This is a genomic window from Kitasatospora sp. NPDC004799 (assembly GCF_040609095.1).
In the GTDB taxonomy this organism is placed as follows: Bacteria; Actinomycetota; Actinomycetes; order Streptomycetales; family Streptomycetaceae; genus Kitasatospora.
Genome location: NZ_JBEXJK010000522.1, coordinates 1 through 5,089 on the forward strand (window position 1 = coordinate 1; position 5,089 = coordinate 5,089).

3 protein-coding genes are annotated in these 5,089 nt (G+C 75.2%); all 3 read left to right on the forward strand.

The features are described 5' to 3' along the window. Window positions 1-917: AMP-binding protein (locus ABZW03_RS37045; protein ID WP_355268701.1), on the forward strand; the 917-nt coding region annotated here is incomplete at its 5' end. Further along, entirely contained in the window at window positions 827-1,537 is a 711-nt protein-coding gene (locus ABZW03_RS37050) for a phosphopantetheine-binding protein (protein ID WP_355268703.1), read from the forward strand. The genes ABZW03_RS37045 and ABZW03_RS37050, both read left to right, overlap by 91 nt. A 43-nt stretch (window positions 1,538-1,580) precedes the next feature. Next, window positions 1,581-5,089 (forward strand): type I polyketide synthase (locus tag ABZW03_RS37055; RefSeq protein ID WP_355268705.1); only part of this gene is annotated, 3,509 nt, incomplete at its 3' end.

The following is a 5,089-nucleotide window of genomic DNA, read 5'->3' on the forward strand; positions in this document are numbered from 1 at the left end:
GGATCGACCCCGCCCGGGCCGGCCGGCCCGGCGAGGAGCTGGTGCTCACGGCGGCCGGGACCGGTGCCGACGCCGAGGACCAGGGCGGCGACCCGGCGGGGACCGCGGCCTGGTTCCGGCCCGCGCCCGAGCAGGAGGCCTACGTCCTGTTCACCTCCGGCTCCACCGGGGAGCCCAAGGGCGTCAGCATGACGCACCGGGGGCTGGCCAACCTGGTCGGCTGGCAGGCGGCCCAACCGGAGTTCTCGGCCCCGCGCAGGGTGAGCCAGTTCGCGCCGCTCTCCTTCGACGTGTCCGTCCAGGAGATGCTGACCGCCGTGGTGCACGGCGGGAGCCTGCACGTCGTGCCCGACGAGGTACGCCCCGACGCCCAGGCGCTGCTGGACTTCCTCGTGGACCAGGAGATCGAGGTGGGGTTCCTGCCCCCCGTCGCGCTGCACCAGCTCGCGGCCTCCTGGGAGGCCTTCGGCCGGACCCCGGCCCGCCTCGGCCACCTGCTGGTCGCGGGCGAGGCGCTGGTCGTCACGGACCCGGTCCGGCGGTTCTGCGCGGCGGCCGGAACGGAACTCGTCAACCAGTACGGCCCGACCGAGACCCATGTGGTCGCCAGCCACCGCCTCGGCCCGGACCCCGCGTCCTGGCCGCCGTGCTCGGCGTCCGGGACCGGCTCGGCCGCCCGGTGCCCACCGGAACCCGCGGCGAACTGCACGTGGGCGGTGCGCCGGTGGCCGCCGGCTACCTCCGCGCCGACGGCACGGCGGGACCGGACGGTGACCGGTTCACGCTCGGAGCGGACGGCACCACCGGCTACCGCACCGGCGACCTGGTGCGGATCGCCGACGGCGTCCTGGAGTTCGCCGGGCGTGCGGACGACCAGGTCAAGGTGCGCGGCTACCGGGTCGAACCGGACGAGGTGAGCGCGGTCCTGCTCCGGTTCGAGGGCGTCCTCGCCTGCACCGTCCGGGCCGTCCGCACCGAGGAGCGCGGCACCGAGCTCGCCGCCTACGTCGTACCGGCGGGCGCCCAGGTCACGGCGGCCGCCGTCCTGGACCACGCCCGCGCCGCGCTGCCCGAGTACGCGGTGCCGCGGTACGTCGAGCTGATCGCCCGGCTGCCGCTGACCCGCAGCGGCAAGGTCGACGTCCGCGCCCTGCGGGCCCCTCGGCCGATCAGACCCAGGCCGGGGCCGGCGAGCGGGCTCAGCCCGACCGAACGCCGGGTGCTCGCGGTGTGGAGCAGCGTGCTCGGCGAGCCGGTCACCTCGCCGACCGTCTCCTTCTTCGGCGCCGGCGGCAGTTCCCTGCTGGCCCTGACGCTCTACCTGCGGCTGAAGGAGACCTTCACCGAACCATTCCTGATGAACGATCTCTTCCGCTTCCCCACCGCCCGCGGCTTCGCCGCGTTCCTGGCGCGGGGAAGCGCCCCGACCCCGCAGGGCGCCGCTGTCGACGCCCCCGGCCGGGACCTGAACCGCATCGCAACCGCGGCCGCCCGACGACGGCTGGCCAGAGGACGGGAGACGAGTACCGGTGAGTGACGACCGGCCTGAGACGGCAAGCACGGACATCGCCATCGTCGGCATGGCGCTTCGACTGCCCGGAGCAGCCGACGCCGACACCTTCTGGCAGCGGATCCGCGAAGGCGAGGAGCTGCTCACCGCTTTCACCGACGAGGAGTTGAGGGCGGCCGGAGTCCCCGAGGACCTCCTGCGCGACCCGGCCTACATCAAGGTCAGCGGCCTCATCGACGACGCCGGCGACTTCGACGCCGAGTTCTTCGGCATCACGCCGAGCGAGGCCCGCTTGATGGACCCGCAGCACCGGCTCTTCCTGGAGCTCTGCTGGCAGGCTCTGGAGGACAGCGGCTACGACCCCGACCGGCACGACGGGGACATCGGCGTCTTCGCGGGCGGCGGCCGCCACGCCTACCTGCGCTACGTGGAACCACACTTCGGCCACGCCGACTACCTGGACGGATCGATCCGGGGCCTCCAGGCGGACATCGGCAGCTACGGCGACTTCCTGGCCACCCGGGTCTCCTACCGGCTCGGCCTGAGCGGCCCCTCGCTCAACGTCCAGACGGCGTGCTCGACCGCCCTGGTCGGCGTCCACCTGGCCGTCCAGAGTCTGCTGCTCGGCGAGAGCGACCTCGCCCTCGCCGGCGCGGTCAACCTGCACACCCCGCAGGTCAACGGCTACGTGTTCGAAGAGGGGTCGATCTGCTCGCCGGACGGCCACCTGCGCCCGTTCGACGCCGGGGCCAACGGCTCGGTGTTCGGCAACGGCGGTGGCGTGGTGGCCCTCAAGCGGCTCGACGACGCGCTCGCCGCCGGGGACCGCGTCGTCGCCGTGATCAAGGGCTCGGCCGTCAACAACGACGGCGCGCACAAGATGAGCTTCACCGCACCCAGCATCGCCGGCCAGGCCGAGGTCATCGCCCGCGCGCAGCGGGTCGCCCAGGTCGATCCGCGCACCATCGGGTACGTCGAGACCCACGGCACGGGTACGGCGCTCGGCGACCCGATCGAGATAGCCGCGCTGACCTCCGCCTTCGGCGTGCCCGAGGACGCAGCCCCGTTCTGCGCCCTGGGAGCCGTCAAGTCGCAGATCGGCCACCTGGGCCCGGCCGCGGGCATCGCCGGACTGATCAAGGCCGCGCTCGTCCTGGAGCGCGCGGAGATCCCGCCGTGCGTCAACTTCGACACCCCCAACCCGGCCATCGCCTTCGACGGTTCGCCGTTCTACGTCCCCACCGAGCTCACCGCCTGGGAGGGCACGCGGCGCGCCGGGGTCAGCGCCTTCGGCGTCGGCGGCACCAATGCCCACGTCGTCCTCGAACAGGCGCCCGAGCGTCCCGGGCCGGCCCGGGAGGAGTCCCGGCCCCTCCCGGTGGTGGTCTCCGCCAGGTCCCCGCGGGCCCTCGGCGACCTGCGCGACTCCCTCGCCGCCCATCTGCGCCGGAACCCGGAGGCGAGGCTCGACGAGGTCGCCGGGGTCCTCGCCACCGGCCGCAAGCGCTTCCGCCACCGGCTCGCGGTGACCGCCCGCACCACCACGGAGGCCGCCGCCCTGCTGGCGGCCGCCGGAACCGACGCGGCCCCGGCCCCGGAGAGCGAACTGCCGGTGGTCTTCGCCTTCCCCGGCCAGGGGGCCCAGTACGTCGGCGCGGGGCGCGCGCTGTACCGCACGGACGCGGTGTTCCGCGACACGGTGGACGCGCTCGCCGAGCGCCTGGTCGCCACCGACGGACTCGACGTGCGCACCGTGCTGTTCCCGGCGGAGGGCGGCGAGGCCGAGGCCGCTGTCCTGCTCCGGCAGGCGCTGTACGCCCAACCCGCCCTGTTCATCTCCGAGTACTCCCTCGCCGCCTCGCTGATCGCCGCCGGCATCGAACCGGACGTGATGATCGGGCACAGCATCGGTGAGTACGCCGCCGCCGCGCTCGCCGGAGTGCTCGCCCCCGAGGACGCGCTGCGCCTGGTCGCCGCGCGCGGACGCCTGATGCACACCGGGACGGCGCCGGGGGCGATGATGGCCGTCGGGCTCCCCGAGGCCGAGCTGTCCCGCATCCTGCCGCCGGACCTCGACATCGCCGCCGTCAACGCACCCGAGCAGACCGTGGTGTCGGGCACCGTCGAGGCGATCGCCCGGTTCGACGACCGGCTCGCGGACACCGACCTGCTGCACACCGTCCTCGGCACCTCGCTCGCCGCGCACTCCTCGCTGATGGAACCGATCGTCGAGGAGTTCCGCGAGGTCGCCCACGCGGTGGCCTACCACCGGGCGACCAGGCCGCTCGCCTCCACCCTCCTCGGCACGCTGGCCGAGCCGGACACCATGGCCGACCCGGAGTACTGGGTCAGGCACCTGCGCCAGGCCGTCCGCTTCCTGGACGGTGCGAGGGCGGTCCTCGCCCAGGGCCCCGCACTCATCGTCGAGTCGGGCCCCGGCCGGGCCCTGAGCGGGATGTTCCGCCAGGCCGGCGCCGACGCCGAGGTGCCCACCGTCGCCCCCTGGGTGGAGAAGGAGCGGCACGCCGAGCCGGAGTCCACCGCCGCGCTGGTGGGTGCCGTCTGGACCCGCGGCGGACGGGTCGGCTGGGACAGGCAGCTGGCCGGGCTCTCCGGGCAGCGGGTCGCCCTCCCGGGCTACCCCTTCGAGCGGTCCGCCTACTGGACCGAGCTGCCTGCGGAGCCCGGGGAACCGCTCCTGCCGTCGTCGCCGCTGGCGCTGCGCCGGCGCGGGCTCGTCCAGACCCCGCGCTGGGCCGCCGCCCCGCTCGCGCCGGAGCCCGGCACCGCCCTGACGCGGCGGATCCTCGCCCTGGTGCCGGCCGGGGACCACCCCGTGCTCGCCGCCCTCGCGGCGGACGGCCACACCGTCGTACCGCTCACCCCCGCCGAGACGTCGGCCGAGCCCGACCCGGTGCCCCTGCTGGACCGTCTGGAGGCCGAGCACGGTGCGTTCGACACCGTGCTCCAACTGCCCCAGGGCCGCCCCGACGTCCCTCGGCCCGAGCTGAGGACGCTGCTGGAACAGGTCCTCGAACAGGACTTCTGGCCGATCCTGCGCATCGTGCGCGAGCTGTCGGCCCGGCGCGGCTCCGGTGAGGTGGACGTCCTGGTCGCCACCGCCGGCGCCCGCGGGCTCGCGCCGGGCGAACGGCCGCGCCCCGAACTCGCCCTGCTCGCCGGCCCCGTCCGGGTCCTGCCGCAGGAGTACCCGAACGTCCGGGTGACCGAGGTCGACCTCGACCCGGCCGACGACGGAGTCGCCACGCTGCTCGCCGCCGAATTGCGGCACTCGCTCACTCCGGGCAGCGTGGCCCACCGGGGCCCGGACCGCCTCGCCCTGCGGTACGAGCCGGCGGAGGCCCGGAACCCCGGCACCCCCTGGGTGCGCGGCGCGACCTACCTGATCACCGGCGGTCTCGGCGGCATCGGCCTGGCGCTGGCCGAGGAGGCCGCGCGCGCCGGTGACGTGACCCTGGTGCTCACCCACCGTGCCGAGCTGCCGGCGCCGCAGGAGGCCGAACGGGCGGCGGCCGACGGGACCGTGCCCGCCGCGCAGCGGGCCCGCCTCGCCACGGC